This window comes from Agrobacterium sp. InxBP2, assembly GCF_026191755.1.
GTDB classification, from domain to species: Bacteria; Pseudomonadota; Alphaproteobacteria; order Rhizobiales; family Rhizobiaceae; genus Agrobacterium; species Agrobacterium pusense.
The window spans coordinates 1-25,996 of record NZ_JAINDY010000019.1; the positions used below are offsets into that span (position 1 = coordinate 1).

At 58.3% G+C, this 25,996-nt stretch carries 26 protein-coding genes and 1 tRNA gene; 20 read left to right on the forward strand and 7 right to left on the reverse strand.

What is annotated here, in order from left to right; genetic code table 11:
* Window positions 1–60 precede the first annotated feature (60 nt).
* The 8 genes from K7A42_RS02180 to K7A42_RS02215 all read left to right on the forward strand — a co-directional run bounded on the left by K7A42_RS02180 (window position 61) and on the right by K7A42_RS02215 (window position 6,592).
* Window positions 61–137 (forward strand) — tRNA-Met (locus tag K7A42_RS02180).
* A gap of 494 nt (window positions 138–631) precedes the next feature.
* A complete protein-coding gene (locus K7A42_RS02185) occupies window positions 632–1,060 on the forward strand; it encodes an acetyl-CoA carboxylase biotin carboxyl carrier protein (RefSeq protein WP_112555440.1) in 429 nt (142 codons plus the stop codon).
* A complete protein-coding gene (locus tag K7A42_RS02190) occupies window positions 1,060–2,442 on the forward strand; it encodes an acetyl-CoA carboxylase biotin carboxylase subunit (RefSeq protein WP_174151630.1) in 1,383 nt (460 codons plus the stop codon). Before K7A42_RS02185 ends, K7A42_RS02190 begins: the two co-directional genes overlap by 1 nt.
* On the forward strand, window positions 2,439–2,855 hold the full coding sequence (locus tag K7A42_RS02195; protein WP_022563502.1) for an acetyl-CoA carboxylase biotin carboxyl carrier protein: 417 nt from the start codon (window positions 2,439–2,441) through the stop codon (window positions 2,853–2,855). The genes K7A42_RS02190 and K7A42_RS02195 overlap by 4 nt, the downstream gene beginning before the upstream one ends.
* Window positions 2,852–3,559: a 5-oxoprolinase subunit PxpB gene (gene pxpB, locus K7A42_RS02200; protein ID WP_044459725.1), complete on the forward strand. Its 708-nt coding sequence runs from the start codon at window positions 2,852–2,854 to the stop codon at window positions 3,557–3,559. The genes K7A42_RS02195 and pxpB overlap by 4 nt, the downstream gene beginning before the upstream one ends.
* Window positions 3,556–4,551 carry a biotin-dependent carboxyltransferase family protein gene (locus K7A42_RS02205; protein ID WP_112555444.1) on the forward strand — a complete coding sequence of 332 codons (996 nt, stop codon included), beginning with the start codon at window positions 3,556–3,558 and terminating at the stop codon, window positions 4,549–4,551. Before pxpB ends, K7A42_RS02205 begins: the two co-directional genes overlap by 4 nt.
* 19 nt (window positions 4,552–4,570) lie before the next feature.
* A complete protein-coding gene (locus tag K7A42_RS02210; RefSeq protein WP_004438027.1) occupies window positions 4,571–5,338 on the forward strand; it encodes a 5-oxoprolinase subunit PxpA in 768 nt (255 codons plus the stop codon).
* 48 nt (window positions 5,339–5,386) lie between these two features.
* Window positions 5,387–6,592 carry a pyridoxal phosphate-dependent aminotransferase gene (locus tag K7A42_RS02215; protein ID WP_044459727.1) on the forward strand — a complete coding sequence of 402 codons (1,206 nt, stop codon included), beginning with the start codon at window positions 5,387–5,389 and terminating at the stop codon, window positions 6,590–6,592.
* 44 nt (window positions 6,593–6,636) lie between these two features.
* On the opposite strand, the gene nac is transcribed toward K7A42_RS02215, so the two are convergent.
* The gene (gene nac, locus K7A42_RS02220) at window positions 6,637–7,542 is read right to left on the reverse strand and encodes a nitrogen assimilation transcriptional regulator NAC (protein ID WP_004438029.1); all 906 of its coding nucleotides are present in this window, start codon (window positions 7,540–7,542) and stop codon (window positions 6,637–6,639) included.
* Between the two features lie 227 nt (window positions 7,543–7,769).
* On the opposite strand from nac, the gene K7A42_RS02225 reads away from it, so the two are divergent.
* The 6 genes from K7A42_RS02225 to K7A42_RS02250 all read left to right on the forward strand — a co-directional run bounded on the left by K7A42_RS02225 (window position 7,770) and on the right by K7A42_RS02250 (window position 12,408).
* Window positions 7,770–8,549, forward strand: a complete 780-nt coding sequence (locus K7A42_RS02225; RefSeq protein ID WP_004438030.1) for an SDR family oxidoreductase — start codon at window positions 7,770–7,772, stop codon at window positions 8,547–8,549.
* Window positions 8,546–9,253, forward strand: coding sequence for an amino acid ABC transporter permease (locus K7A42_RS02230; protein ID WP_004438031.1), 708 nt, complete (start codon window positions 8,546–8,548; stop codon window positions 9,251–9,253). Before K7A42_RS02225 ends, K7A42_RS02230 begins: the two co-directional genes overlap by 4 nt.
* Complete coding sequence (locus K7A42_RS02235; protein ID WP_044459730.1) at window positions 9,250–10,008, forward strand: amino acid ABC transporter permease; 759 nt, start codon at window positions 9,250–9,252, stop codon at window positions 10,006–10,008. Before K7A42_RS02230 ends, K7A42_RS02235 begins: the two co-directional genes overlap by 4 nt.
* On the forward strand, window positions 10,005–10,766 hold the full coding sequence (locus tag K7A42_RS02240) for an amino acid ABC transporter ATP-binding protein (RefSeq protein ID WP_112555446.1): 762 nt from the start codon (window positions 10,005–10,007) through the stop codon (window positions 10,764–10,766). The genes K7A42_RS02235 and K7A42_RS02240 overlap by 4 nt, the downstream gene beginning before the upstream one ends.
* Window positions 10,767–10,797: 31 nt before the next feature.
* The gene (locus K7A42_RS02245; protein ID WP_112555447.1) at window positions 10,798–11,634 is read left to right on the forward strand and encodes an ABC transporter substrate-binding protein; all 837 of its coding nucleotides are present in this window, start codon (window positions 10,798–10,800) and stop codon (window positions 11,632–11,634) included.
* A gap of 99 nt (window positions 11,635–11,733) precedes the next feature.
* Window positions 11,734–12,408 carry a 4-carboxy-4-hydroxy-2-oxoadipate aldolase/oxaloacetate decarboxylase gene (locus tag K7A42_RS02250; RefSeq protein ID WP_004438040.1) on the forward strand — a complete coding sequence of 225 codons (675 nt, stop codon included), beginning with the start codon at window positions 11,734–11,736 and terminating at the stop codon, window positions 12,406–12,408.
* 262 nt (window positions 12,409–12,670) lie between these two features.
* On the opposite strand, the gene K7A42_RS02255 is transcribed toward K7A42_RS02250, so the two are convergent.
* The 5 genes from K7A42_RS02255 to K7A42_RS02275 all read right to left on the reverse strand — a co-directional run bounded on the left by K7A42_RS02255 (window position 12,671) and on the right by K7A42_RS02275 (window position 17,770).
* Window positions 12,671–13,720 carry an ABC transporter ATP-binding protein gene (locus tag K7A42_RS02255; RefSeq protein ID WP_112555448.1) on the reverse strand — a complete coding sequence of 350 codons (1,050 nt, stop codon included), beginning with the start codon at window positions 13,718–13,720 and terminating at the stop codon, window positions 12,671–12,673.
* Window positions 13,720–14,766, reverse strand: coding sequence for an NAD(P)-dependent alcohol dehydrogenase (locus K7A42_RS02260; protein WP_112555449.1), 1,047 nt, complete (start codon window positions 14,764–14,766; stop codon window positions 13,720–13,722). The genes K7A42_RS02255 and K7A42_RS02260 overlap by 1 nt, the downstream gene beginning before the upstream one ends.
* A 7-nt stretch (window positions 14,767–14,773) precedes the next feature.
* Entirely contained in the window at window positions 14,774–15,592 is an 819-nt protein-coding gene (locus K7A42_RS02265) for a carbohydrate ABC transporter permease (RefSeq protein WP_006698723.1), read from the reverse strand.
* The gene (locus K7A42_RS02270; protein WP_004438055.1) at window positions 15,589–16,452 is read right to left on the reverse strand and encodes a carbohydrate ABC transporter permease; all 864 of its coding nucleotides are present in this window, start codon (window positions 16,450–16,452) and stop codon (window positions 15,589–15,591) included. The genes K7A42_RS02265 and K7A42_RS02270 overlap by 4 nt, the downstream gene beginning before the upstream one ends.
* A gap of 67 nt (window positions 16,453–16,519) precedes the next feature.
* Window positions 16,520–17,770: an ABC transporter substrate-binding protein gene (locus K7A42_RS02275; RefSeq protein WP_112555450.1), complete on the reverse strand. Its 1,251-nt coding sequence runs from the start codon at window positions 17,768–17,770 to the stop codon at window positions 16,520–16,522.
* A 135-nt stretch (window positions 17,771–17,905) separates the two neighbouring features.
* On the opposite strand from K7A42_RS02275, the gene K7A42_RS02280 reads away from it, so the two are divergent.
* The 3 genes from K7A42_RS02280 to K7A42_RS02290 all read left to right on the forward strand — a co-directional run bounded on the left by K7A42_RS02280 (window position 17,906) and on the right by K7A42_RS02290 (window position 20,235).
* Window positions 17,906–18,838: an AraC family transcriptional regulator gene (locus K7A42_RS02280; RefSeq protein WP_006698722.1), complete on the forward strand. Its 933-nt coding sequence runs from the start codon at window positions 17,906–17,908 to the stop codon at window positions 18,836–18,838.
* A 152-nt stretch (window positions 18,839–18,990) separates the two neighbouring features.
* Window positions 18,991–19,521, forward strand: a complete 531-nt coding sequence (locus K7A42_RS02285) for a lipocalin family protein (protein WP_022563512.1) — start codon at window positions 18,991–18,993, stop codon at window positions 19,519–19,521.
* 12 nt (window positions 19,522–19,533) lie between these two features.
* Window positions 19,534–20,235, forward strand: coding sequence for an SDR family NAD(P)-dependent oxidoreductase (locus K7A42_RS02290; protein WP_162719226.1), 702 nt, complete (start codon window positions 19,534–19,536; stop codon window positions 20,233–20,235).
* A gap of 104 nt (window positions 20,236–20,339) precedes the next feature.
* Here K7A42_RS02290 and K7A42_RS02295 read toward each other — a convergent pair whose 3' ends face one another.
* On the reverse strand, window positions 20,340–21,491 hold the full coding sequence (locus K7A42_RS02295) for a glucoamylase family protein (protein ID WP_112555612.1): 1,152 nt from the start codon (window positions 21,489–21,491) through the stop codon (window positions 20,340–20,342).
* 325 nt (window positions 21,492–21,816) lie between these two features.
* Here K7A42_RS02295 and K7A42_RS02300 point away from each other — a divergent pair, with 325 nt between their 5' ends.
* From K7A42_RS02300 to K7A42_RS02310, 3 genes are read left to right on the forward strand one after another with little or no spacing between them, the layout of a single operon-like run.
* The gene (locus K7A42_RS02300) at window positions 21,817–22,476 is read left to right on the forward strand and encodes an ABC transporter ATP-binding protein (RefSeq protein WP_034498451.1); all 660 of its coding nucleotides are present in this window, start codon (window positions 21,817–21,819) and stop codon (window positions 22,474–22,476) included.
* Window positions 22,473–24,881: an FtsX-like permease family protein gene (locus tag K7A42_RS02305; protein WP_112555452.1), complete on the forward strand. Its 2,409-nt coding sequence runs from the start codon at window positions 22,473–22,475 to the stop codon at window positions 24,879–24,881. Before K7A42_RS02300 ends, K7A42_RS02305 begins: the two co-directional genes overlap by 4 nt.
* The gene (locus K7A42_RS02310; protein ID WP_282454771.1) at window positions 24,871–25,938 is read left to right on the forward strand and encodes a lipocalin-like domain-containing protein; all 1,068 of its coding nucleotides are present in this window, start codon (window positions 24,871–24,873) and stop codon (window positions 25,936–25,938) included. Before K7A42_RS02305 ends, K7A42_RS02310 begins: the two co-directional genes overlap by 11 nt.
* Window positions 25,939–25,996: the final 58 nt, after the last annotated feature.

Below are 25,996 nucleotides of genomic sequence, written 5' to 3' on the forward strand. Positions count from 1 at the left end.
ATCCGTCGTCGCTAAAGCAACGACGTAACCGCGACATTCGGCCTTGCCGAATGCGCTGGACGCGGGGTGGAGCAGCCCGGTAGCTCGTCAGGCTCATAACCTGAAGGCCGCAGGTTCAAATCCTGCCCCCGCAACCAAAACAACAATCCAAAGACAAAACAGATAAAGCATAGTCTCACGGCATCCGGAAAGTGGATGCTGTCGGCCGAATGGTCCGGCATGCCTGTGCGCGCGACCAGTTTAATATCAAGACGCCGGCGACACCGGAATGGGACGAGCGGATGTCAGATGAGTAGGCGGCAGCGGGCGAGATGGTGTATTAAATAGGACCTGAATTGTTTACGGCAAGCAATCCGGCCGGTCTCCCGCGTCAATCCTTAAAAAGCGCGGGTCTTCCGAAATTTCGACCGGGACAGCGGCTCCGCTCTGCAACCCGCAATGACTCAGACCTCTGTCGCCTTCGCGGTGGACTACGATCCAACTCGAACGGCGACGTGGAATTGCTGTCACCCATCAAAAATTCCTTTGACCCCATCGGTGTGTCCTTCGCGTAAGTTGGCATGTGTGCCGATGACGATCCGCCATGCCCGGTGGTTCGCTCAAGCGGCTCCCAACACTGTTGAGTATGATAATGGACCTGCCAAAAATAAAAACATTGATCGATTTTGTTGGAAAGTCGCCCGTTAGTAGTCTGTTCGTGACCGAAGACGGTGTCACGGTTCGCATATTCAAAACGGTAGGTGACGTCGCTAAAGCGACGCCAGAAAGACAGAACGAGGACGTGCAACCGTCTATCGCGCAGATGTTGGAAGAACGTACCGTTCGGGGCAGGGCAATCCGCGCGCCGGTTTTTGGCATTCTCCACCGCGCTCCCGCTCCAGGCGAAGGTCCCTTTGTGGAACATGACGACACGGTGGAAGCGGGACAGACACTTTTCATTATCGAAGCGATGAAAGTCTTCAATAAGATTGCTGCGCCATGCGCGGGTCGCGTTACTTACCTTACTGCCACGGATGGTGGCGAGGTAGACGTAGATGAACTTCTGGCGGAGATCGCCTGATGCGCGAGAATTCTGCCGTTCCCCGCCCGCTCTTCGATACAGTACTCATTGCCAATCGTGGGGAGATAGCCGTTCGGATTCGCCGAGCCTGCCACGCCTTGGGTTTAAAGACAGTCACAATTTGCTCGGAAGCGGACAGGAACGCCTCCTCTAGCGAGACGGAAGACGGTTTTCTGTGTATCGGCCCGGCCAATGCGAGCAAGAGCTATCTCAATAGGGACGCGATCCTCCTCGCGGCCCGCCTTACCGGCGCGGACGCGATTCATCCCGGCTATGGATTTCTCTCCGAAAACGCCGCTTTCTCGCGGGCCGTCGAGAATGCGGGAATGGTCTTCATTGGCCCCGATGAATGCGCCATTGCGACGATGGGAGACAAGATTGCCGCAAAGCGTGCAATGATCGCTGCAGGCGTTCCCTGTGTGCCCGGCCCTGACGCGGCTTTGCCCGATGACGGTGAGCTTGTTTCCCAGATTGCTGCGGATATCGGCTACCCGGTCATCATCAAGGCCGCTGGTGGCGGCGGCGGGCGGGGAATGCGTGTGGTACATGGCCCAAGTGAGTTGAATGAGGCGTTCACCGTCACACGCGAAGAGGCGCGGCAGGCGTTCGGTAATGCCGACCTCTATATGGAAAAATTCCTCCTGCATCCACGACATATCGAAATCCAGGTATTGTGCGACAGGTATGGTAACGCTGTATGGCTCGGCCATCGCGACTGCTCCATGCAACGCCGCCATCAGAAGGTGGTGGAGGAGGCGCCTGCGCCGGGCATCACCGCGGAGATCGTCGAGCCCGTCGGGCTCGCTTGCGTGAAAGCCTGTCGACAAATTGGCTATCGCGGGGTCGGCACCTTCGAGTTTCTTTACGAAGATGGCAAGTTCTACTTTATCGAGATGAATACGCGCCTTCAGGTCGAGCATCCCGTCACTGAGATGACGAGCGGCATCGATATCGTGCAGGCGCAGATTAGGTCCGCGCAGGATGAGCGGCTGCCGCTGCGCCAGATAGATATAGTTTGCGAAGGGCACTCCTTCGAGTGCCGTATCAACGCGGAGGACCCAAAGACAGCTCTCCCTTCCGCCGGTGTGATCACCGATCTTTCGTGGCCCGAAGGGGACGGCGTCAGGGTCGATACACACATCCACAGCGGCTACCGCGTCTCGCCCTATTACGACTCTCTCATCGCAAAACTGATCGTGCATGCACCGAGCCGCGCCGAGGCCATGGCGAAGATGAGGCATGCGCTGGCCGAGACGCGCCTGGACGGTATCTCCAGCAATCTAGCTCTTCTTCAATCCCTCTTTCAGGATCCCGGTTTTTCAGAAGGGGAAACGGACATTCATTATCTTGAGCAATGGCTTGAAGCCTGGAGCGCATCATGAGCAAGCTTGATTTTACCGATCCGGCTGTTCTGGCGGCGCTGACCGAGATGCTGGCGGATGCCAGGGTAGACGGCTTGGAAATCAGCGCTCCCGGCTGCGAAATTCGCCTTGTCGTTTCTTCATGCGGCAAGGCGGCAAAGCCTTCAGCGACGTTGCCTTCACAGAAAACCGAACCATCCAGAGCCGTCGTCAAAGCTCCGATTGCCGGCCATTTTCACGCATCTGAAGCCGATGGCGAAGATCCATTTATATCCAACAAAAAAATCGGCCAGGCGTTGGGCTCGGTCCGCATTGGCCACATCCTTGTTCCCGTTACCACCGGTCGGGCTGGTACCGTAACCCGTCAGCTTGCGGAGCATGGTGCGCTGGTGGGCTTCGGAGACCCCCTTTTCGAAATTGAGCTTCAGTCATGAGCGTGCCATCACACAACCTCTCGTCGCGCCATGAGGTGCGGCCCCTTGCAGCGGGACAGGCCAGGATTTCGTTTATCGGCTCGCGGGCTTTTCTTCTCGAGGCGCCGGGTGAATTCGACCTGCCTGCGCAGCGTTTGATCTGGGCGTTGTCTCGGGTGGTGGGCGTCTGGCCTGAGGTGGCTGAGGTCATTCCCGGCATGACCAACCTGTTGACCATTCTAGAGGACACACCCGAAAATCCGCAGGCCATTGTAGAGCGCCTCCTCGATGCGTGGGACAATGCGACAGCTCTCGATCTCGCGGGTAAAACGCACGAGATTCCCGTTCATTATGGCGGGGAACATGCGACCGACCTCGCGGCCCTCTGCGATTTTTCAGGGTTAAGTGACCGGGAGGTCGTCCGCATTCATCATCAGGCTACGTATCGCGTCTTCGCGCTGGGGAGCGCTCCCGGTTTTGGTTATCTCCATGGTCTGGACGCCCGGATCTACATGCCGCGAAAGACGGTGCCATCAATCAGAATGGAAAAGGGCTGCGTCACGATAGGGGGCATGCAGACCGGGGTGGCAATGCTTACGGGTCCCAATGGCTGGAATTCCATTGGTTATGCCGACTTGCAGATGTTCGATCCGGCTTCGGCAACCCCGGCACTGCTCGCCCCTGGCGATATTGTTCGCTTCATTCCTGAAAGGATCGAGCTATGATGGAGATTGTCGAGACAGGTCCCTTCAACACCGTACAGGATCTCGGCCGCCCCGGCTTTCGGGATATCGGCGTTTCGGCTGGCGGCGCGATGGATCCACTCGCTGCCAGCATCGGTAACATCCTCGTTGGCAATCCGGCCGGCTCCGCCACCGTCGAGGTGCAGACTTTTCCGTTCAAGCTGCGCTTTACAGTACCGAGCGTATTCGCTGTCACCGGGGCAGACGGTGTTTATCTGCTGAACGGAAAAGAGCAGTTGTCCTGGTCTGCCCGGCAGGCCCATGGAGGAGACGTTCTGGAACTGCGCCACCCTCCGAAGATGGCGCGTGCCTACATCGCCTTCGCAGGCGGCGTGGACGTGCCGCTGTTGATGGGGTCGCGCAGCACTGCTTTGCGGGGCAACTTCGGCGGTGTCGAAGGCAGATCGTTGACCACGGGCGACATTCTGCTGTTGGGCGTGGACGGGGACGGGCTGCCCCTGCCCACGGATGGACTTGCTGCGGTGACGCCCTTGCGGGCAATGGCAGATGCCTTTCCCCCCGTCCTCGAAGGTGTGCTGCAGGTCCGTGCCATCCCCGCCGGCGAGCACCATCTTTTTGGCGAAGACGCAGAGGCCTTCTGGGGCCGGGAATGGCGTATTTCCTCACGGAGCGATCGTACCGGCTATCGGCTAACCGGCGACCCGATCAAGCCCGTTATGACGGTGGAAATGCGCTCGCATGGTGTGGTGCCCGGTGTCGTTCAGGTTCCACCTGGCGGTGAGCCGATCATCCAGATGAGTGACGCGAATACTGCCGGTGGCTACCCGAAAATCGCCGGTGTGATCGAGGCAGATCTCTGGCGGCTTGGGCAGGCGCGGCCCGGCGCGACGATCAGATTTGTCAGGTCGAGCCATGACGAAGCGCGCAGGGTGGAGAAGGCGGTTGCCGCGTATATCGAGGATATCAGGCAAACTGCGCCGATGGTGAAGCGTGCCTTGAAAGCGATGGCCTGACGAAATCGGAGAAACCATGATGAAGATCGATCTCAATTCGGATATGGGCGAAGGTTTTGGACCCTACCGGCTGTGCGATGATGAGGCGATGATGAAGCTGGTTTCATCGGCAAATATCGCCTGCGGCTTTCACGCAGGCGACCACGATACCATGGCGCGGATGGTTCGACTGGCGAAGGCGAACGGGGTCGGTATCGGTGCGCATCCGGGCTTGCCCGACAGGGCCGGCTTCGGCCGGCGCGAAATCTCTTTCCAGGCGGATGAGCTGCGTCAGCAGATGCTTTACCAGCTTGGCGCGCTCATTGCTATTGCGCGGGGCGAGGGCATGACCGTTGGTCATCTCAGTTTCCATGCGGCAATGGGAAACATGGTCAATCGTGACCCGGTGCTGGCGGATGTGATGATGAGTGCGGTTTTTTCAGTAGACCCGAAGCTCGTGGTGTTCGTAACGCCGGGAAGCGAAATCGATCGCGCTGCCAGGCGCACCGGTCTGAAGACGCTTGCGTTATTTCTTGCTGACCGTGCCTATGACGCCAAAGGCGGCCTCGTCGCGCGCGGGCTTCCTGGTGCTCTCGTGAAGGATGAGGTTTCGGTGCGTACCCGCGTTCGGCGTTTCCTGAAAGAGCAGACCGTCGAAACAATCGACGGCGCAATCATCCCCATGCCCGCCCGCTCTATTCTTGTCCATAGCGACACGCCGGGTTCGCTGGAGCTTGCAGGTATTGTGCGCAGCGAAATCCTCGCCTCTGGCGCCATTCTCGCGCCAGCCTCCGAACTTGCATCCTAATGGGCTCTACGTGGCCCCGGTTCCATATCCCAGTGAAAGATCACCCTGATGCCCTCTACAGCCGATCGACTGAAAAACGTTTCCGTTTCCGCCTCCGCCGCCATGACGCAGCGCGCCAGAGAACTATCGGCGCAGGGTATAAAGGTGGTCAGCCTTTCCTCCGGCGAGCCTGATTTTCCGACGCCCGCACACGCAGTCGAGGCGGCGCATGAGGCCGCACTGAGTGGGCAGACAAAATACCCGCCAATGGACGGTACACCGCAGCTGAAGGCTGCGATTGCCCGCAAGTTCAAGCGCGACAACAACCTTATCTATGATGCCAGCCAGATCATTGTATCGGGCGGCGGTAAGCAGGTGATTTTTAATGCGATGTTGGCAACCTGCAATCCCGGCGACGAGGTTGTCATCCCAAGCCCGTCATGGGTCAGCTACGCGGACATCGTCAAATTTGCAGGCGGCGTACCGGTGGCCGTTCCCTGTGTCGAGGCAACGGGTTTCAAGCTTCGTCCGGAGGATCTGGAAGCCGCGATCACTCCCCGGACCAAATGGCTCCTCCTGAACTTTCCGAACAATCCGACGGGTGCGGCCTGCTCCCGGCGCGAGATGGCGGCGATTGCCGATGTGATGTTGCGGCATCCGCATGTTTGGATATTGACTGACGACATCTACGAGCATCTTGTCTATGACGGGTTTGAGTTCGGTACCATCGCCGATGTAGAGCCCCGCCTTTACGATCGTGTTCTGACGATGAACGGTGTTTCTAAAGCCTATGCGATGACCGGCTGGCGGCTGGGCTATTGCGCCAGCGGCTCCAGGGAGCTGATTTCGGCGATCAGCAATGTCAACGGGCAGAATAGCGGCGGTATCGCGACCGTTTCGCAGGCTGCGGCTATTGCCGCACTGGACGGCCCGCAGGATCTGCTGAAGGAACGCGCTGCCATCTATAGTGAACGCCGTGACTTCGTGTTGAGCAACCTGGCGGCGATTGACGGTCTCCGGTGCCACAGGCCGGAAGGCGCCTTTTATCTTTATCCGAACATGGCCGGCCTCATCGGCAAGACCACAAAGGGTGGCCGAAAGATTGAAAGCGATGTCGATTTCGTCATGGCACTGGTTGATGAACACCACGTTGCCACTGTCCAGGGGGCGGCTTACGGCATGAGCCCTTATTTCCGCATCTCCTATGCAACGAGCATGGATATGCTGAAGGAGGGATGTGCCCGCATTTCGCAGTTTTGCCACGACATGCGGTAATCACGATGCCGTTGCCCCGCTCTGCGGGGCAACGAGCCCGGCGGTCAGAGCTTCAGTTTCTCCGCCAGTTCCATCAATATATCCTTCACGGCGAAGGCGGGCTCCGACAGCGAGGTCTGGTCGGACATGCAGAGCGACAATGTCTCTTCGATCCGCGGTGATAATGGCCGGCAGACGATCGGTTGATTGCTTTCGGAAACAATCCGATCGGCAATCGCCTTGGGCATGATGCTTGCGCCTAGACCCATGGCGACAGCCTGGACCAGCGTCCTCACCGTTTCGATTTCGGCGACGACCTTGAGATTGATCCTGCTTCGTGTGAACGAAGTTTCCACGGCGCGACGGACGAAATTGTAGATCGGTGGCATCAGCATCGGCATACCGTCCAGCGATGCGATGGGCACCGGCTTTGCATCGGCATCGAATCCAAAATCGCGATGGGCGACCAGAAAGAACTCTTCGGTGAGAAGGGGCTGGAACTTTACCCCCTTGATGGGCCCTGTTCCGTGGATTAACGCCAATTCCAGGCGGCCGTTCATGATCATTTGGCTATATGCCTGCCCGACGCTTTCCGTCAGGTGGATGAGGATGCCCGGATGCCGCTTCCGGGTCTCGGCGAGCAGGTCAATTGAAAGGGTTGCTGCGCTGCTGAAAGGCACGAGACCTACGGAGACGCGTCCGGCAATCGAGGTGCCGGCCGCCGCGGCGTCAGCCTGTGCCTGTTCCATCTGGCGCAGGATGATTTGTGCATGTCGATACACGGCCTGACCCGCATCCGTCATGGTGACGCCCTGTTGGCTGCGGATCAGCAGTTTCTGGCCAAAGTGATCCTCCAGCGCCGCAAGCTGCTGGCTAAGTGCCGGTTGGGCGAGATGCAAGATATCGGCCGCCCGGGTGATGCTGCCGCTATCAACGATTACGATGAAGGATTTTAAGCGTCTGATGTCCATGCTGATGCGACTGTATTGTTGTCGAAGCAGCTTACATCCAATCCCCTGATTTGCAATGTGGCCACGGCCTCGGAGGAAAGAGCGCAGACTCCGGGATCGTTGTTATATTTCAAACAGGAAGGCCTCTCAGACACTCCATAAAACTTGCTTATTACCTCAAAAGTAATCGGTCTTGGGCAAGCACAAAAAGCTTCGCTAATGTCCATGACAACAAAAAGGGGATCATAATGCCTTTCTCCGACTACAAGACCGCACTCATCACGGGCGCTTCTTCAGGTATCGGCGCCGCAGTCGTTGAACGACTTCGCAGGGAAAATATCGAAGTTCACGCGGTTGCCCGAAGCGCCGCTGCTCTCCACGATCTGGCAAAGCGCACTGGCTGTGTAGCGCACGCCATCGACGTCACCGATCGCGCCGCCATGAGCGCGCTTGTCGATACCATGCAGTTTGACATTCTGGTCAACAATGCCGGTGTCGATCGGCCCAAAAAATTTCTTCAGGCCGACGCCGAAGATATCGATCTCCTTGTCGATGTAAACCTTCGTGCCGTCCTGCATCTTTGCCGGCTGGTGGTGCCCGGCATGGTGGAGCGTGACCGCGGGCACGTCATCAATATTTCCTCGATTGCCGGAAACTACAATTTCGGCGGCAATTCCACCTATCATGCGGTGAAGGCGGGTGTTGCCATGTTGTCGAACCAGTTGCGGATCGACGCATTCGGCAAACGCGTCCGTGTAACAGAAGTCTGCCCCGGCCGCGTTGCGACAGATATCTTCAATCATGTCCATGGCGACGACCCGAGCGTGCGTGAACGCTTCATCGACGGTTTCGAACTGCCAAAGCCGGAAGACATTGCGGATGCGATTGCTTTTGCTATCGCCGCACCGGTTGCCGTCAATATCGGCCATATGGAAATCACGCCCACCCTGCAGGTGATGGGCGGTCTGCAGACGGCCAGACCGCAGGACGTCAATGAAGCCTGCAACGCCGGGGAGCAAAAGCCGTGAACGGCTTTGATCTTTCGGCAATACTCAGCAATCCCGAATATCTGGGAATGCTGGCGCACGGTCTTGAGATGACGTTTGTCATCTTCTTTGGGTCGTGGTCGCTGGCCATGGCCCTGGCGCTTATTCTCCTGTGCATCCGGTTCTCACCCTTCCGGTTCGGTGACCGCCTCGTGGCGGCTTATGTGTCGTATCACCGCAATGTCCCGACGCTGGTGCAGCTCATGCTGTGGTACTTCGGCATATTCACCCTGCTCCCGTCGGGTCTATCGAACTGGCTAATAAATCATAATGCAGAGTCGATTTTTGCGGTTGTGGGACTTGGCCTCTGTCAGGCCGCTTATTTCAGCGAAGATTTGCGTTCCGGCCTCCGCTCTGTCGGCCCCGGCCAGATGGAGGCAGCAAAAGCGCTCGGCCACAGCTATCTGTCTGCGATGCGTTTCGTCATCATGCCGCAAGGGGTGCGGAATGCCTTGCCACCCCTTATCAATCATAGCGTCTCGCTTTTCAAGAACAGCAGTCTGGCATTGGTGATCGGTGCGTCTGAACTGACCCACGCCATCAAGGAAATCGAAAATCTCAGTTTCCAGACGTTCGAGATCTACCTCGTCGGGACGGTGCTCTACCTTGCGATTTCACTGCTCATCATGGCGGCCGGCGCTTATCTTTCCATGCGGCTCGATCCCGCGACGAGGGCCCGCGCATGATCGGCGACATCATTACCATTATTCAAGATCATTGGTTGCTGCTGCTGATCGGCCAGTATCCTAACGGTCCGCTGGGCGGTCTTGCGAATACGGTCATCCTGTCGGCGCTTGCCATCGTCCTGGCGTTCCCCGTCAGCATTCTCATGGCGCTTGCGCGTCTGTCCAAATGGCGTCTGTTGCGGTGGCCGGTCACGGCGCTCGTTTACGTTACCCGCGGCGTACCGCTGCTGATGCTCATCCTGTGGACCTACTTCCTTATTCCGCTTTGGACCGGGGCGGACGTGCCAAGCTTCATGATCATGCTGGTGACGCTGGTCGTCTATCAGGGAGCGTTCCTCAGTGAGGTCGTAAGAGCAGGGATCATAGCCTTGGGCGAAGGCCAGTTGGATGCCGCAAGAGCCCTTGGCCACAGTTATATGGGCGCGATGCGCTTCATCATTCTGCCGCAGGCGCTGTACAACATGATCCCGAGCATGATTTCCACCTTCGTCGCGACAATCAAAGACACGACGCTGGGTTACGTCATCAATGTGCCAGACCTGACATTCGCGGCAAGCCAGGTGAACAACCAGCTTCTCACGCAGCCATTCCAGGTCTTCCTGATCCTCGCCGTCGTTTATTACGCGATCTGCTGGAGCCTCACCTATCTCGCCAATTCGGTCGAACGCCGCATCGCCAGACGCCGCGCCGGCGTGGTGGCCCGCACGCAACAGGCAGCAATGGCTCAAGCCAAAATCATCACGGAGCAGCCATGACCACTTCAGCATCCTCGACACAGCAGACGATCCGCATTGCCAATGTCTGCAAAAGCTATGGCGACTATCAGGTTTTGAAGAATATCGACGCCGACGTCGCTCGGGGCGAAGTTGTCGTTATCTGCGGCCCGTCCGGTTCTGGCAAATCCACGCTGATCCGCACGGTCAACCGGTTGGAGGAAATCAATAGCGGTTCAATTACGCTCGATGGCCAGGATATTCACGCTGCGACGAAAACCAGAGAGCTTAATCTGCTGCGCAGCCGCGTCGGGTTTGTTTTTCAGAGTTTTAATCTATTCCCGCATCTCTCGGTGCTGGAAAACATCACAATTTCACCCATCCGCGTCAAAGGCGTGGCGGCGGATGTTGCCCGCTCCAAGGCGTTGCAGCTTCTCGAACGCGTTGGCCTTTCCGACAAGGCGGGAGCTTACCCCGGGCAACTATCCGGCGGCCAGCAGCAGCGTGTCGCGATTGCTCGCGCTCTTGCCATGGAGCCGCCCGTGATGCTGTTCGATGAGCCCACCAGTGCACTCGACCCCGAAATGGTCGGCGAGGTACTGGCCGTCATGAAGGGCCTTGCCGCCGAAGGGATGACCATGCTGTGCGTCACCCATGAAATGGGCTTTGCGAGAGATGTCGCAGACCGCATCTGGTTCATTGATGCCGGTGAAATCCTGGAGAAGACGACGCCACAGGAGTTTTTCACCACACCACGCCATCCGCGTGCGCAGCGGTTTCTGGCCGACCTGCGTCACTGATACATAATCAACCATAAGAGGAGAACGAGACATGAACTGGAAATGCCTGACACTCACAGCGATCATCGCCGGTACGGCACTTGCCGCACCCGCGTCAGCCGACCAGCTGGACACCATCTTGAACAACAAGGTGCTGCGTTGCGCCACTTTTGCGGACGTTGTGCCCTTTGCTGCGCCCGACCCCAAAACTCGCGAAATGGCCGGATTTGATGTCGACCTCTGCAATGCGATTGCTAGAGAACTGGGCGTGAAGGCTGAAATCAAGCCGGTTTCGGTCGAGGCGCGTGTCCCAGAGGTCAAGCTCGGGCGTGTCGACATTACCGTCGCCAACCTTGCTTACACGCAAAGCCGCGCCGAGCAGATCCAGTTTAGCGATCCATATTACCTCGCCAAGGAAATGCTGATCGTTCCCGTTGACGATGCCGGACAAAAGAAGGCCGATTATGAAGGTCAGCGTGTGGCCTCGACGAAGGGCTCGACCTCGGAAATGTCGATCAAGCTCAACAAGTCGGAGCCCTTGACGTTCCAGGACACAGCCTCCGCCTACCTCGCCGTTCAGCAGGGTAAGGCACGCGGCATGGTAGCCAACACCATGACGACGACCAAGTTCGTCAACGAGTCCAAAACCAAGGGTAAGCCAATGCGCATGATCGAGGAGCCGATGTTGTATCAGCCGATCGGCATCGGTATGGCGAAGGATAATCCGAAGCTAACTGCGAAGGTCAATGAAGTGCTTCGCAAGCTGGATGCTAACGGCGAGATCAACAAGATCTGGGACAAGTGGCTCGGCCCGAATACTGAATACAAAATGGCCCGCACCGACAAGGTCGTTCCGCTGTCCGAACTGAAGTTCGATCCCATTCCCTGATCCTGCCCCGAGTTGCTCTCGGGCAAGAACTCCACCAGACGAAACATTCATTGCAGGCGGCGGGATGCTCTCGCCGCAGGCCTTACCGTGGGAGGTCTTATGATCCACATAAAAGATATAGCAGAGCGGCCGGGCAAGGCCGACATCGAAGCACTTTCGCAGTTTTCGCCAGCCACCATTCATGAGGCGCAGGGACGCAGGGGCGCGCTGTCATCGCGGCTTAAACCCGTTGATCACCGGATGAAGCTGTGCGGACCCGCATTTACGGTCAAATGCGCCCCCCGCGACAACATCATGTTGCAGCTTGCTATCAACTACGCCACACCGGGCGATATCATCGTCGTTTCCGCAGGCGAGTATGAAGAAGCCGGTTCTTTCGGCGATGTGCTTGCCAATGCCTGCCTGGCAAAGGGGATCGGCGGATTGGTTACCGACACCGGTGTCCGCGATACCCTGCAATTGAGAGAACTTGGCTTTCCGGTATTCTCGCTCAGCGTCTGCATCAAGGGAACTGTAAAGGAAACCATTGCCGCCGTGAACGACAGCATCATCGTTGGCGGTGAGATTATCAATCCCGGAGACATCATCGTCGGTGATGCCGATGGTCTCGTGGTCGTGCGTCGGGAAGACGCCCAGGAAACCGCCCGGCTATCCCGGGTTCGCGAAGATGCCGAGGCGGGCTATATCGAGGCCTACAAGCAGGGAAAATCCGTTATTGAAGTCAGTAATCTTGAACCTGTCTTGAAGGCCAAAGGTCTTCTCGTCGATATCTGACCGGGAAGGCAACGAAAGCCACGAGCGCACCAAGCTCCAGCAACTGAACGGCGCAGGCGACCAGCGCGCCGTTTCACGTCGGAGATTCCGACGACGCTTTCGCTTTTCGCTCTTTCTGCGTCACTTCGTTGAAATCCGGGTGCTTTCCGGGTGATCGACCGACGGATGGATGGGAGAAAGTGGAACCCGATGGACCGCCTGAGCTGCATCACAGGCGTTCCATTGCGCGGCACGCCGCCATCCTGGGCCGGTGTCACCACGGTTAATTCAGTCTCAGGCCCGATCCGGGATCAAAGACGTGAATATCAGAAGAGGCGACTTCGACTCCGATTATTTCGCCAATTGCTGGTCGTATCTCGGCGGGCACGGAAATGTTGATCTCGTGGCGATCATTCTTGAGGCAGATAAGGCGTGTCTCGCCGTGGAACTCATTGCGCTCAACGGTTCCACGAAACGCCTTGGCATCGTGGTTCAAGCGGAATGATCCCGGCCTGATCCCGACGGTGACCTCACCGGAGCGCAGACCAGCAGGGGCAGCAAACTTCACGAGATCGTCGCCGACGCCCTCCGGCGTCATCTGCAATTGCAGGAAATTCATGTTCGGAGTGCCGATGAAGCCTGCGGCAAAGATGGTTCGTGGTGTCTGGTAAATCTCTTCAGGCGTGCCCATCTGCTCGATCCGTCCGTCTTTCATGAGGACGATACGATCGGCAAGCGTCATGGCTTCGAGCTGGTCATGAGTGACGTAGATGCTCGTCGTTTTCAGGTCCTTGTGGAGCCGTGCGATTTCAACACGCAGACTGCCCCGCAGCTTTGCGTCGAGGTTCGAAAGCGGCTCGTCGAAGAGAAAAACTTCCGGCGTCTTGATCATGGCGCGGGCAATCGCCACACGCTGTTGCTGTCCGCCCGACAGTTCCGTGGGCTTGCGCGCAAGGTAGACGCCAAGTCCCAGCGCATTGACCACGGGTGCGAGACGCTGATCGATTGCGGACTTTCCAATACCGGCCCTCTCGAGCCCGAAGGTGATGTTGTCCCGTACGCTCATATGAGGGTACAGCGCATAATTCTGAAACACCATGGCGATGCCCCGGTCGCCGGGGTCGCGGTCGTTCATCCGCTCGCCGCCGATGAGAAGATCTCCGCCGGAAATTTCCTCAAGCCCGGCAATCATTCGCAGCATGGTGGATTTCCCGCAGCCTGACGGTCCGAGAAAGACGACGAATTCGTGGTTATCGATCTTGAGGTCAAAATCCCGCATGACCTCCAGCGAACCATAGACTTTCCGGATTCCCCGGCATTCGACGGTGGCCATCAATGCGTCTCCCCATTCATCACGATCTGCAGCTTCACATCTTCCGGCCGGCCTTCGGCCGCCCTCTCGAAAGCGGCAATCGATTGATCGAAGGCATAGGTGCCGGAGACCAATGGTTTCAGGTCAACCTTGCCGGCGGCAATCAGCGCCAAAGCGCGATCGAATACGTTGGCGTAGCGGAAAACCGTCTCGATACGGCATTCGCGGAAGCAGGCTGCTGCAAGGTCCACGGCGACGGGTTCCGGCGGCAGGCCGACGATAACAACCGTTCCGCCTGGGCGGACGACCTTGAAGAGATCCCGGACCGCAGCCGGCGCGCCCGAGCATTCGAAGACTATGTCCGCTCCCCAACCTTCGGTTTCCTCATTGACCGTCTGAACGAGATCAACCTCCTTCAGGTTGACACCGGTTATGCCACCATAGCTTTCGGCAAGTTTGAGCTTGGTCGCGGAAATGTCCGAAATGAACACCCGAGAGCAGCCACCGGCCAGAGCGGCGAGCGCCACCATGATGCCGATCGTCCCGCAGCCGGTAACGACCGCGGTATCGCCAGGCGTGATGTTGGCCCGGGCGGCCGCCTGCATGCCCACGGCAAATGGTTCGACCATCGCCCCTTCGGCAAAGGAGACATTGTCCGGCAGCTTGTAGGTGAAACTCGCCGGATGAACCGTTTCGGGGCAAAGCACACCGTGCACCGGTGGCGTCGCCCAGAAGGTGACAGCGGGATCAACATTGTAGAGGCCGAGCCGCGACGCGCGAGATTTCGGATCGGGAATGCCGGGCTCCATGCAGACGCGGTCGCCGGGCTTCAAATGCGTTACGTTCGCTCCGGTCTCGATGACGGTCCCCGCGGCCTCGTGGCCGAGCACCATTGGCTCATTGACGACGAAGTCACCGATGCGCCCGTGCGTATAATAATGCACGTCGCTGCCGCAGACACCGACGGTATGCAGACGAATGCGAACGTCATCCGGCCCCAATTGCTGAGAAATTTCGATGTCGCGCAGGGAAAGTTCGCCGACACGTTCGAGGACAAGTGCTTTCATGGGTCAGTCAACCTTGATCAGTTTTCTTGGAAAATGCGGCATTGAGGCCACCTGCAAGCACGCCGAGCAGGATCAGTGGCGGCAGCGACAAGAGGACGACGGCGGCGTTGAGGATGCCCCACGGCACGTTCATGCCGAGCTGCGACATTTCGGACGCGATGATCGGCAGGGTTTTCGCCTTCGAGGTCGTGAGCATCATGGCAAGCAGGAACTCGTTCCATACAAGAACGAATGAGAAGGCGACCGCGCCAAAGACCTGGAAACGGGCAATTGGCAGGGCGATGCGGAAGAACGTCGCATAGGGACCAAGTCCATCCACCCGGGCAGCCTCTTCAACGTGTAGGCTGACGCGCTCAAAAGCCGGCACGGAAAGCCATATGGTTATTGAAGCAGTGACGATGAGATAGGTCACGATCAGCGACAGTCTCGTGTCGTAGAGATCAAGACCAAGCCAGATGACCAGCATGGGAATGGCGATTGCGACGGGCGGCAGGAAACGGAGCGACAGGACAAAAAACTGCGCTTCCGCCGTGATCCTGTTCTTGAATCGGGCAATCACATAGGCGGCGGGCACACCGAGTACTGCGCCGAGGACGACCGCACTCGAGCAGATGATCAACGAGTTGGTGAGCGCGCGCGCGACCGAACGGCGATTGAGCACATAGCTCATATTGTCGAGGACAGGCTGGAAGACGAGTTTAGGCGTCGATACCAGCAGGTCGGCATTGGTCTTGAAAGCGTTGAGCAGGGTCCAAAGCAGCGGCAGCACGACAAGTGCGGCGGCCAGAACCAGCAACACCCTGAGGAAGAAAGTGGAGACTTTCATCGGTTCAGCCTCTTCCACGTAAAGGTAAAGGTGACAATGGTCAGGACCATCATGATGACAGCCATGGAGGAGGCGTACGAAATCTTGCCGGCTTCGATGAAGCCCTGCGAATAGGCGTACATGTCCAGCGTCTCGGTAGAGATGCCGGGACCACCGCGCGTCATGACGTAGACGAGATCGAAGGAACGCAGGCTCTCGATAGCCTTGACGAGGAGCAGGCTGATCAAGGGCGCTTTCAGCATCGGAAGCGTTACAAAACGATGGATTTCGAAGCGGCTCGCGCGATCGATACGTGCGGCTTCCAGCGGCTGCGGCGGCAGGGATTCCAGAAGCTTCAGGATGATGACTGCAAAGAACAAACCCCACTGCCAGACATCAACGAAGGCAACGGCAAGAAGGGCGCCGAGGGGTGTCGACAGAATATCGGGCGTAATGCCGGTGAGTTCCCTGACCGGCCAGGTCAAGGCGCCGTAGAGCGGATGAAAGGCGAATTTCCAGACGAAAGCGGCGCAAACCCGTGGCAAAAGAACGGGAATGATGAAAAGCACGCAGAGAACGTTTCGTACGCGAGGGCTTGCGGCCTCGAACATCGCAATCCCGAGAGCAAGCCCGGTCACCATGGTCATTGAGACGCTGATGACCTCCCACTTGAACGACACCCAAAGCGCGTTCAGAAAACGTGCATCTGAAAACAGCGCGGCATAATTGGCAAACCAGACGTAGTCCGCGTCGGGCGCAGACAGCGTGCGGTTTTGCAGGGAGATGTTGATGGCGTAGACCGTCGGCACGAGCGCCAGAACGATCAGGATGCTGAGAGTGGGTCCAAGAAAGACGTAAGGCAGCGAGCGGCCGCGGCGCATGGCAGATCCTCGGGTGGGGAAAAGGGGGCGCGTCACTGGACGCGCCCTTCAGACGGCTTGGGAGGCGTCAGAGTTTGGCGGCGAAAGCTTCGAGTTCGTTGAGCGTCGCCTTGATATCGGTGCGGCTGCCGGTGATCAGCTCTTCGAGCATGATGCCCCACTGGTTGCCCAGTTCCTGCCAGCGCGCATCCTGCCAGAAGGTCACGGTGGTCTTTTCACCGGTCGCGGCCATGGCATCGGCAAGGTTCTGGCCGAAGGTCTTGGCATATTCCGGGCTCTGGTAGGTGCTGGTGCGCGTCAGTTCGCCCGGCTGGCCGGCGGCGAGGCGGCGTGCTTCCTGTTCCTTGGATGTCGCCCAGGCAACGAAGAGACCGGCGCAGGCCTTCTCCTCGTCAGTCTTGTTGGCCTTGGAAGCAATCGCAAAACCATGGGCGTAACCGGCGCCGGGCAGCGGCGACGGCGGAACCGAGAAAGCGACCTTGTCCGCAACCTGGCTCTGGGCCTTATCGACGGACATGCCGCCAAGAGGTGCGGATTCGATGATGATCGCCACCTTGCCGGAGCGGAAAGCGCCGGTGGACTCGTCCCAGGAGCCGGTCTGCGTGCCCGGTGCGGAATATTTGAAGAGCTCGAGATAGGTCTCGGTCGCCTTTACGGCCGCATCGGAATTGAAGGCAGGCTTGCCATCCTTGAACCACTCGCCGCCATTTGCCTTGAAGAAGGGCATCCAGCGCCAGACATTGGCGCCTGAACCGCGCTGACCGCGCAGCGCAGTGCCGTAGACGCCATTGGCCGGGTCATGCAGCTTCTTCACGGCGGCAAAATATTCGTCCCATGTCTTTGGCGGGGCGATGCCCGCCTTTTCCAGAAGGTCGGAGCGATAGACCATCAGGTCGCCGCCGCCCTGTACCGGTGCAAACCATTCCTTGCCGTCGTAGGTCGCAGCGGCGCGCATGCCGGCGTCGAAGTCCTTGTAGTCGTATTCTGCCGGGTAAAAGCCTTCGAGCGGAACGATCCACTTTGACGAGGCAAAAAGCGCCAGATTGGCTTCGTCAACGTAATAGACGTTGAAGCTACCGACTGTCGAGGCGTCGGCCTGCGACTTTGCGCGGCGATCATTCTCGTTGAGATAGCTGATCTCGAAGCCTGCGCCGGACAGTTCTTCGAACTCGTCGACATATTTTTCGAGAAGGGTCAGTCCGTCGCGCGGCTGTGCCAGAACGCGCACGTCGCTCGTGCATTGTGCGGCGGCAAACGCGCTGGACGCGGCAAATAGGGCAACAACCGCGCAGCCTGCGCGGAGAGCATTGAGTGTCATGATGTCCTCCCTTGGTGGCAACTCCCGTGCCATCGACGCGTCCAGATTTGCGCAAGCGACGGGCGCAAACTAGTTGGCGTCAGTCACAGAACTGGTATTATCTTGACATTTGTACGCCATAACATGAGCAGATGAATGCGTATTGCATCAGACTTTCCTCAATCAGTATCTGAGACCTTCACCGCCACGCGCGAGCAGATCGTCTTGCCCAGAGGCGCTTCCTATCTGATCCGCCGGGACGACTATCCCAACCCGATCTGCATCTGGAACTATCATCCCGAATGGGAAATTCACTTCATACCTGATGCTACCGGCTTCGCTTATGTGGGAGACTACATCGGTTCGTTCCGTCCGGGGCATCTGGTGCTCACGGGGACAAACCTTCCCCATAACTGGATTACACCGGGCGCGCCGGCCTTGCCCGGCCGTGACATGGTCCTGCAGTTCGACGCGGATGCCTTGATTGGCGTCCGCTCGGTCTGTCCGGAGTTTGACGTGCTCTACCGACTGAAACCCCTGGCGCAACGCGGGATCGAGGTTCTGGGGGAAGACGCGTTCACTATCGGGGCAAAGATCCTCAGGCTGCATTCGGCAGGACACCGCGGCGGACTGGGTCTTTTTCTGGAAATCCTCGAGGATATCGAAACAGCCGCCGAGAAGCGGCTGCTCGCCAGCGAACACTTCATATCCGTTTATAATCAGGTGTCTGACCGCAGACATCGCAGGATCGATCAGGCGATCCAGATACTGCAATCGAATCCTGCCGCGCAAATGCAGGAAGTGGCAGAACTGGTCGGCTTCGAGCCCTCCGCATTTTCGCGTGCCTTCCGGCGCCTGACCGGCATGAACTTCTCCGACTATAGCCGTTCGGTGCGTGTGTGGCGCGCGAGAACCCTGCTTGCGGAGACCGAGACATCGATTACGGATGTCTGTTTCGAGGCGGGCTTCAACAACCTGTCGAACTTCAATCGTTACTTTCGGATGGAGATGGGGCTTACACCTCGAGCCTACAGAAAGGCCGCTCGCATCAGGGCGAAATCCGTTATCGCAGGACCATCAGCGAAATAGGGTTTGCCGATGGCCTGAACGGGCCTGCGTGTGCAACGCTTTCTGACGCGGATGCGTTCTATGCCGCCAGCGTTCGTCTTTCATCGCTGTGGGGTATGCCGCAAAGGCGGGCGGATACCTGGACCTATGGGCGCCATCAACAGGAGGAGTTCATGCACACAGGTATCAAGCAGCTGATCGGAGCGCTAACGCTTGCGGTTGCGCTATCGGCGCAATCCGCTTCCGCCGCCAGCCCAAAGCCGGTGCCGGTTGGGAGCGATCATTACCGCGGCACGTGGCTTGAGATTGGCCGTATGCCGATGCTGCTCACGGACGGCTGCGTCGCCGGCTATTCGACATACCGGCAGGGCAGGACTGCAAACGAGGTTCTGGTGGAAGACGGCTGCCGGGTCGACACTCCGCAGGGCCGGCTGAAAACCATCAGGGGCGTCGGCAAGATAGAGGACTTCGGTTCTGCGAATGCAAAGATGCGGGTTCGCTATCCTCTCCTCATCACTTTCAACTATTGGGTCCTGTATAAATCCCCGGACAAATCGTGGTTCATCAGCGCCAATCCCTCCACGGATGACGTGTGGATCTACGCCAGAAGCGTTCCCTCCAAAAGCAAACTTCAAAGAATGATCGCAGAAACGCGCAAGCTGGGTTACGACGTCAACAAGCTTGAGTTTCCAGCTCAGCGCTAAAGGACCCTGACGATGCTGCATTCCCTCGCAAATGGTTACAGGGCGATCGTGATAGGGGCATCCGGCGGCATAGGAGGGGCTTTGCTGTCTCTTCTTCAGACAGATCCTCGTTGCGCGCTCGCCCTGCCACTCTCGCGCAGTGGAGGTGATCTTGATATCACCGACGAGGCGAGTGTCGCCGGGGCTGTCAGCCGTCTGTCAGATCAGCGCGGCTCGTTCGATCTGGTCTTTAATGCAACGGGTGCGCTGACGATCGATGGCGTCGGACCGGAAAAGACGATCAAGGCGATTGATCCTTCCCAAATGGCCAAACAGTTCGCTGTCAATTCGATCGGACCAGCCCTGCTGCTGAAGCATTTTGCGCCGCTTCTGAAACGGGAGGAACGGTGCGTTTTTGCCTCGCTGTCCGCACGCGTCGGATCGATAGGAGACAACAGACTGGGCGGCTGGATTTCCTACAGGGCATCGAAGGCCGCCCAGAACCAGATAATCCGAACCGCGGCGATCGAAATCGCGCGTACCCATCCTCAGTCCATCGTGGTGGCGCTCCATCCGGGCACGGTGGATACTGATCTCTCGCAGGCCTTTTCAAAGGGCCGGGAGCGCTTTTCACCGAAACACGCCGCAGCAAGTCTCCTGGCAACGATAGATGGACTTACGCCCGCCCAGACAGGGCAGTTCTTCGCCTATGACGGCCGCAGGATAGAGTGGTAGGGCCGTGACAGCGGCGAAGGGAGGCGCAAAACACCTCCGTCAAGTGATTAAACTCTACCTTCCGGGGTCCGCTGCAGCCGATCATAGGAACTGGCAGGTCTCCGTTACCGCGACGCCAGGAGATCATCTGTTTCCCGGTACCTGTCCGTGTGAAAGCCCAGCTTTATCAAGCCACGGCTGACCTCCGCCGCATTCATGAATAAATCCCAGATCAGGCCGCTGCGATGGTTTTCCATCATAGCAACTACGGGCCCCTGATCGATGGCGAGATGGGTTTTTGAAACCCAGCCGGTGGACGGCTGGAAGGAATCCATCAGGCCGAAACGACCCCTTAGTGCGCCGCCACGCCATTGCAGAAAGCGCACAGCCGCCCGTATCGATCGAACCGGCAGGAACGGTATGCTAGAGAGCGCAGCCGTCGTGGTAATGATGCCATGGTCATCGGTTGGAGAATTGACGGCATACCCCTTCGGCCCGTCGCAGGCCGATAGACCCCATCCGTCTTCCGGCGCATAACGGGTGCTGCAATACCGATAGTTGATGAGGCTATGGGCATGGACCTGCTCGAGATAATCATTGCAATAGGCATCACCCAAACCGCGCGGATCGAGAGTGCAGAATGAATATTGCGACAGGAAGAGCGGACCTCCATACGGCTCGCCGAGCGGCAGCCTGACGCCAAGATATCTCGCGCCGTTTCTGATCTCGCCATCGCGCGCCCAGCCGGAGTGGTAGGAGACCGGGTTTATTGGATGCGCGGCCGATCCTGCCGCAAGAACGTAAGTGACCAGAGCCTCGTTCCATCCCGCAATCGGCAGGTTCTTCGCCCAGCCGAAGCGGGGGCTCCAATGCCAGTAGAGAGGGCCGGGCTTTCCCTGTGTAAACCAGTTCCACTCCACTGCCTCCACGATGTGGGTAACCGACCGGCGCAGATCCATTTCCGTCGATGTCGGCTCGTCGAAGAACTCGCGGGCGCAGATCAGTGCCTGAACCAGAAGTGCAGTCTCAACGAGATCGCCGCCGTCATCGAACTTCGCAAATGGAATTGTCTTTCCGCCGGAGCTGTGGACAAAATGCGGAAAAGCGCCGTGAAATCGCTTCACCGCGCCGAGAGATCGCAGCATAAGGTTCGCCCGATCGATCGCCTCCTGCCGCGTAATCCAGGACCGGTGAACGCCGACAATGAGCGCAAGAAATCCGAACCCCACCCCCGATATGGATGTGATTTCGTGGATCGTCTGACCATCTGATCCCATGCGGTCCCTGGGAAGTCCGCTCTCACGATGGCTGCCGGACCAGAAGTAGTCGAAGGTAGTGCGATGCAAGTCATCAAGTTCAGCAGAAAATTCGTCCGTCACCTCAAACCTCGAATGATCCGCAGCAAATCGCAACCACATCCGCAAACAGGCTTATCCGACTTGGTCATTGATTCCAAATACCCGTGGAAGTGGTGGACATCGTATTGGTAGACAAAATCGGGGCCGGCTTCTGTCTCGCGCCAAGGGAACATCGTCGGGTCAGCTTGGTTGAAATCTGTGACCACATCCGATCATATAAGATCAGTTAGAGACCAAAGCTCCCATGATCCTATCAATTTCCGGCCTCAGAAAGACCTATCAGACCGCCGAAGGGACGATACCGGTTCTCAATGGCGTTGATCTGAGCGTTGACGCGGGAGAGAGCCTTGCATTGACGGGAGAATCCGGCAGCGGCAAAAGCACGCTCCTGCATCTTGTTGGCGGCCTTGATCTGCCCGACAGCGGCACCGTCAGGGTGAACGGCCGTACGATCACCGATCTTAACGACAGAGACCGCGCAACATTTCGCCGGCATGACGTCGGTTTGATTTTTCAGCAGTTCAATCTGATTCCGAGCCTCGATGTCGGCTCCAATGTCTCTTTCCACGCAAAGCTCGCGGGCCGTTTTGATCGGACGTGGGAAAAGACACTGGTCGAAGCCCTGGGAATTGCGGCGCTCCTCGACCGTTATCCCGAGCAGCTCTCGGGAGGGCAACAGCAGCGGGTTGCGATCGCAAGGACGCTTGCGGCCCGGCCGCCGCTGATCCTTGCCGACGAACCGACCGGCAATCTCGACGAGAACACCGCAGATATCGTTATCGACATCATGCTGCGACTGACGACGTCAGCGAAAATCGCGCTTCTGCTCGTCACCCATTCCAGCCGGCTCGCCGCAAAACTTGATCGGCGCATTGCCCTCAGCGGCGGAAAGGTGTCGCAATGAACGCGACCGCCTTCAGTGCGCTGCTCTCGCACTGGCGCTACAGACCACTGCAATTCTTGATGCTCGTCATGGGCGTGGCGCTCGCGACAGCGCTATGGTCTGCCGTACAGGCCATCAATTCCGAAGCGCGTGCCAGCTATGACAGGGCGGCCTCGCTATTGTCTCAAAACCAGCTGGATCAGCTGGTCGCCAAAGACGGCGGCATGATAGCCTTGGAAACCTACGCCAGACTTCGCCGGGCCGGCTTGGATGTCTCTCCGGTCATCGAAGGTCAACACCGGTTCGGGACGACGCGTATCAGGCTGATCGGGATTGACCCGTTGACGATGCCCTCGGATGGATCGGTACTTCCCCCTTCGGACCGATCCGGCCTTATAGACTTCATGACCGCGCCCGGCGTTATGATCGTCTCACCGGCGACGGCCAGCGCCTTAAAGGATACGGCGGGTCTTGCCGTCAGACCGACGGCCAATATTCCCGACGGGGCGGCTTTTGTCGACATTTCCACTGCCGCCCGCATCCTCGAACGCAAAGGAGATCTCAGCCGGATCGTCATTTCACCCTCACAAGCAGTTGATCGTCAGGCAATCGCGGTTGCAGCACCGGACCTGACAATAAGAGAAGCGGGCGGGCGATCGGACGTTGCGCGGCTCACCGACAGTTTTCATCTCAACCTCACGGCATTCGGCTTCCTTGCTTTTGTCGTTGGTCTGTTTATCGCCTATTCCGCAACCGGTCTGTCATTCGAGCAGAGACGAGGCACCTTCAGAACCTTGAGATCGCTCGGCATCTCGCTCGGCTCACTCACGGTGATGCTCGTTTTTGAAATTACGCTTTTTGCCCTCTTGTCCGGCGCCTTTGGCGTCGTTCTCGGCTATGTCATCGCTTCTGCACTTCTGCCAGGGGTTGCCGCGACGCTCAGTGGGCTTTACGGGGCGAGCGTTTCAGGCTCACTTTCCATCAGGCCTGAATGGTGGCTGGCTGGTCTAGGCATGGCGCTGATCGGGACGTGGCTTTCCTCGCTGCAACATCTATGGCGTGTCTGGCGGATGCCGATATTGTCCGCGGCGCATAGCCGGGCATGGACAATGGCATCGGTCAGGGGGCTGGTGCTACAGGCAACAATCGGCACATTTCTGATCGTGCTGTCCGGCCTGCTTGTCTGGACTGGCAGTGGGCTCCTATCCGGATTTGCGGTTCTGGCCGCGCTGCTGCTCGGCGCGGCATTCATTCTTCCTCCTTTTCTCTCCTTTGCCATGAAGGCAGGCGAACACGTTTCCCGACACATACTGGTGCGATGGTTCTTTGCAGATACGCGTCAGCAATTGCCCGGGCTCTCCCTTGCTTTGATGGCATTGCTGCTTGCGCTATCGGCCAATATCGGCGTCGGCACGATGGTCTCGAGTTTTCGAGAGACATTTCTGGGTTGGCTCGATCAGCGACTTGCAGCAGAGGTTTACGTGACAGCGCGAGACGAGACGGAAGCCGAGAAGCTACGCCAGTGGTTTCCTCAACATACGCGCGCGGTTCTGCCCATCTGGAGCAGCCGTGGTGACGTTTCAGGCGAACAGGTGCAGATTTTTGGTGTCGCCGATGATCCTACCTACAGGGATCATTGGCCGTTGATCCTTCGCTCGCCCACGACCTGGGATGAAATCGCGAGCGGCCGGGGCGCAATCGTCAATGAGCAGTTGTGGCGGACCGGCAAGGCTTCACCTGGCCAGAAGGTCCAGTTGCCAGGTGGCTGGAGCGCTACCGTCGTCGGCGTATTTTCGGATTACGGCAATCCGTCCGGACAGGTGATTATCGGCATTGATACTCTTGTTGAGCACTATCCGGATGTCGAAAAACTGCGATATGGCCTTCGCCTTGCGCCGGAGGAGGTGGCGGATTTTCGACGCAGCCTGATGGACGAGTTCGGCCTGCCGGAAGCCAATATCGTTGACCAGGCATCTCTTAAGCGGCAATCCGCAGCCATTTTCGAGCAGACCTTTGCGGTGACGGGCGCCCTGAACGTCCTGACGCTCGGCGTTGCCGGTTTTGCGATGTTTTCAAGCCTCTTGACGCTCGCCTCACTCCGGTTGCCGCAACTGGCCCCGGTCTGGGCGCTCGGACTTCGCCGTCGTGATCTGGCGTGGCTGGAGTTTATCCGCACACTCGCTTTGTGGTTCATAACTTTCGTGGCCGCCATTCCCGTCGGGCTTGTTTTGGCCTGGGTTCTCCTCGTGATCATCAATGTGGAAGCGTTCGGATGGCGGCTGCCGATGATCCTCTTCCCGATGGAATGGCTGAAACTGGGCCTTGTCGCCCTCGTGGCCGCCATCATGTCGGTTTTGATCCCGGTCCGGCGATTGGCGAAAACGACACCCACGGACCTTCTCAGGATATTTGCCAATGAACGCTAGGCCCATCATTCGTCTTTTTTTCGTCTGTTGTCTTCTCGCGCCGGCGGCATCGGTAGCGCAGGGTTTCGCCGGACTGGGGTCAAATGCGGAAGGCTTCAGCGTTCCACGACGAGGGGTGCCGCTGGTTTTTCCACGGGAGCATGGGCCGCATCCGGACTTCAGGATCGAATGGTGGTACGTCACCGCAAATCTCCAGACCGCCGACGGTGAGCAGCTAGGGGCTCAATGGACGCTTTTTCGTTCGGCGCTCCAGCCCGGCGAGCGGGCAGGATGGGCGGATCCGCAGATCTGGCTGGGCCACGCCGCCGTGACAACCGCCAGCCGCCATTATGTTGCCGAAAGACTGGCGCGCGGCGGCATTGGACAGGGGGGTGTCGGGGTCGCTCCTTTTAAGGCGTGGATAGATAATTGGGAGATGAAGACGGCAGTGACCGGACATGCCGACCCTCTCGATAAAATTGACTTGAACGCCAACGGCAAAGGTTTCCATTATCAGCTCAAACTTCAGGCAAACGGCCCGTTGGTTCTTCAGGGGGACAGGGGCTTTTCGGTCAAATCAGCCGCCGGGCAGGCCAGCTATTATTATTCCCAGCCCTTCTACGAGGTCAGCGGCAACGTCGTTCTTGAGGGCCGGCTCCTGCAGGTGACAGGCAAAGCCTGGCTCGATCGTGAGTGGTCATCCCAGCCCCTCGCTTCCAATCAGACGGGATGGGACTGGTTTTCCCTCCACCTCGCATCCGGCGAAAAGATGATGGCGTTCAGGCTGAGAGATGACGAGGGAGGTTATACGTCTGCCAACTGGATTTCGGCCGATGGCACGACCTCGCCGGTCGATCCCCGGGAGATACAGATTTCGCCCTTGCGGACCGCAACGGTGAACGGCAAGGCGGTTCCGGTGGAATGGAACCTGAAGATTCCAAGCCGGGGTCTCGACATCAAAACGACGGCGCTGAACGAGCAGGCATGGATGGCGACCTCGACCCCTTACTGGGAGGGACCAGTCGAATTTACGGGAACGGCCTCGGGACGAGGCTACCTGGAAATGACCGGTTATTGAACTCGGCTCTAAAGCGTCCGGGGTTTCACCCGGGGGGAAAGGGCACTTATCTCTCTTC

What these genes read in the sequence shown, in the direction of transcription:
- K7A42_RS02185 (WP_112555440.1), top strand. Translation starts at nt 632, where the DNA reads ATGGACCTGCCAAAAATAAAAACATTGATCGATTTTGTTGGAAAGTCG.
- K7A42_RS02190 (WP_174151630.1), top strand. Translation starts at nt 1,060, where the DNA reads ATGCGCGAGAATTCTGCCGTTCCCCGCCCGCTCTTCGATACAGTACTC.
- K7A42_RS02195 (WP_022563502.1), top strand. Translation starts at nt 2,439, where the DNA reads ATGAGCAAGCTTGATTTTACCGATCCGGCTGTTCTGGCGGCGCTGACC.
- pxpB (WP_044459725.1), top strand. Translation starts at nt 2,852, where the DNA reads ATGAGCGTGCCATCACACAACCTCTCGTCGCGCCATGAGGTGCGGCCC.
- K7A42_RS02205 (WP_112555444.1), top strand. Translation starts at nt 3,556, where the DNA reads ATGATGGAGATTGTCGAGACAGGTCCCTTCAACACCGTACAGGATCTC.
- K7A42_RS02210 (WP_004438027.1), top strand. Translation starts at nt 4,571, where the DNA reads ATGAAGATCGATCTCAATTCGGATATGGGCGAAGGTTTTGGACCCTAC.
- K7A42_RS02215 (WP_044459727.1), top strand. Translation starts at nt 5,387, where the DNA reads ATGCCCTCTACAGCCGATCGACTGAAAAACGTTTCCGTTTCCGCCTCC.
- nac (WP_004438029.1), bottom strand. Translation starts at nt 7,542, where the DNA reads ATGGACATCAGACGCTTAAAATCCTTCATCGTAATCGTTGATAGCGGC.
- K7A42_RS02225 (WP_004438030.1), top strand. Translation starts at nt 7,770, where the DNA reads ATGCCTTTCTCCGACTACAAGACCGCACTCATCACGGGCGCTTCTTCA.
- K7A42_RS02235 (WP_044459730.1), top strand. Translation starts at nt 9,250, where the DNA reads ATGATCGGCGACATCATTACCATTATTCAAGATCATTGGTTGCTGCTG.
- K7A42_RS02240 (WP_112555446.1), top strand. Translation starts at nt 10,005, where the DNA reads ATGACCACTTCAGCATCCTCGACACAGCAGACGATCCGCATTGCCAAT.
- K7A42_RS02245 (WP_112555447.1), top strand. Translation starts at nt 10,798, where the DNA reads ATGAACTGGAAATGCCTGACACTCACAGCGATCATCGCCGGTACGGCA.
- K7A42_RS02250 (WP_004438040.1), top strand. Translation starts at nt 11,734, where the DNA reads ATGATCCACATAAAAGATATAGCAGAGCGGCCGGGCAAGGCCGACATC.
- K7A42_RS02255 (WP_112555448.1), bottom strand. Translation starts at nt 13,720, where the DNA reads ATGGCCACCGTCGAATGCCGGGGAATCCGGAAAGTCTATGGTTCGCTG.
- K7A42_RS02260 (WP_112555449.1), bottom strand. Translation starts at nt 14,766, where the DNA reads ATGAAAGCACTTGTCCTCGAACGTGTCGGCGAACTTTCCCTGCGCGAC.
- K7A42_RS02265 (WP_006698723.1), bottom strand. Translation starts at nt 15,592, where the DNA reads ATGAAAGTCTCCACTTTCTTCCTCAGGGTGTTGCTGGTTCTGGCCGCC.
- K7A42_RS02270 (WP_004438055.1), bottom strand. Translation starts at nt 16,452, where the DNA reads ATGCGCCGCGGCCGCTCGCTGCCTTACGTCTTTCTTGGACCCACTCTC.
- K7A42_RS02275 (WP_112555450.1), bottom strand. Translation starts at nt 17,770, where the DNA reads ATGACACTCAATGCTCTCCGCGCAGGCTGCGCGGTTGTTGCCCTATTT.
- K7A42_RS02280 (WP_006698722.1), top strand. Translation starts at nt 17,906, where the DNA reads ATGCGTATTGCATCAGACTTTCCTCAATCAGTATCTGAGACCTTCACC.
- K7A42_RS02285 (WP_022563512.1), top strand. Translation starts at nt 18,991, where the DNA reads ATGCACACAGGTATCAAGCAGCTGATCGGAGCGCTAACGCTTGCGGTT.
- K7A42_RS02290 (WP_162719226.1), top strand. Translation starts at nt 19,534, where the DNA reads ATGCTGCATTCCCTCGCAAATGGTTACAGGGCGATCGTGATAGGGGCA.
- K7A42_RS02295 (WP_112555612.1), bottom strand. Translation starts at nt 21,491, where the DNA reads ATGGGATCAGATGGTCAGACGATCCACGAAATCACATCCATATCGGGG.
- K7A42_RS02300 (WP_034498451.1), top strand. Translation starts at nt 21,817, where the DNA reads ATGATCCTATCAATTTCCGGCCTCAGAAAGACCTATCAGACCGCCGAA.
- K7A42_RS02305 (WP_112555452.1), top strand. Translation starts at nt 22,473, where the DNA reads ATGAACGCGACCGCCTTCAGTGCGCTGCTCTCGCACTGGCGCTACAGA.
- K7A42_RS02310 (WP_282454771.1), top strand. Translation starts at nt 24,871, where the DNA reads ATGAACGCTAGGCCCATCATTCGTCTTTTTTTCGTCTGTTGTCTTCTC.